This window comes from Enterobacter sp. UNJFSC 003 (assembly GCF_036903355.1).
Taxonomy (GTDB): domain Bacteria; phylum Pseudomonadota; class Gammaproteobacteria; order Enterobacterales; family Enterobacteriaceae; genus Enterobacter.
Genome location: NZ_JBAKHK010000037.1, coordinates 1 through 878, shown reverse-complemented (window position 1 = coordinate 878; position 878 = coordinate 1). Strand labels below are relative to the sequence as shown.

The 878-nt window shown below is 54.1% G+C and carries 2 rRNA genes; both read right to left on the bottom strand.

Going from position 1 to position 878, the window contains the following annotated elements:
* Positions 1-5 precede the first annotated feature (5 nt).
* Positions 6-121 (bottom strand): 5S ribosomal RNA (rrf, locus tag V5P19_RS22955).
* Between the two features lie 64 nt (positions 122-185).
* Positions 186-878: ribosomal RNA gene (locus V5P19_RS22950) — 23S ribosomal RNA — on the bottom strand; the annotation flags it as partial.

Here is an 878-nt window from a genome sequence, read left to right as displayed (position 1 = left end):
TTGATGCCTGGCAGTTCCCTACTCTCACATGGGGAGACCCCACACTACCATCGGCGCTACGGCGTTTCACTTCTGAGTTCGGCATGGGGTCAGGTGGGACCACCGCGCTAAAGCCGCCAGGCAAATTCTGTTAATCTGTATCAGCTGAAAATCTCTCTCTCACGCCAAAACATCTTCGGCGTTGTAAGGTTAAGCCTCACGGTTCATTAGTATCGGTTAGCTCAACGTATCGCTACGCTTACACACCCGACCTATCAACGTCGTAGTCTTCAACGTTCCTTCAGGACCCTTAAAGGGTCAGGGAGAACTCATCTCGGGGCAAGTTTCGTGCTTAGATGCTTTCAGCACTTATCTTTTCCGCATTTAGCTACCGGGCAATGCCATTGGCATGACAACCCGAACACCAGTGATGCGTCCACTCCGGTCCTCTCGTACTAGGAGCAGCCCCCCTCAATTCTCCAGCGCCCACGGCAGATAGGGACCGAACTGTCTCACGACGTTCTAAACCCAGCTCGCGTACCACTTTAAACGGCGAACAGCCGTACCCTTGGGACCTACTTCAGCCCCAGGATGTGATGAGCCGACATCGAGGTGCCAAACACCGCCGTCGATATGAACTCTTGGGCGGTATCAGCCTGTTATCCCCGGAGTACCTTTTATCCGTTGAGCGATGGCCCTTCCATTCAGAACCACCGGATCACTATGACCTGCTTTCGCACCTGCTCGAGCCGTCACTCTCGCAGTCAAGCTAGCTTATGCCATTGCACTAACCTCCTGATGTCCGACCAGGATTAGCTAACCTTCGTGCTCCTCCGTTACTCTTTGGGAGGAGACCGCCCCAGTCAAACTACCCACCAGACACTGTCCGCAACCCGGAT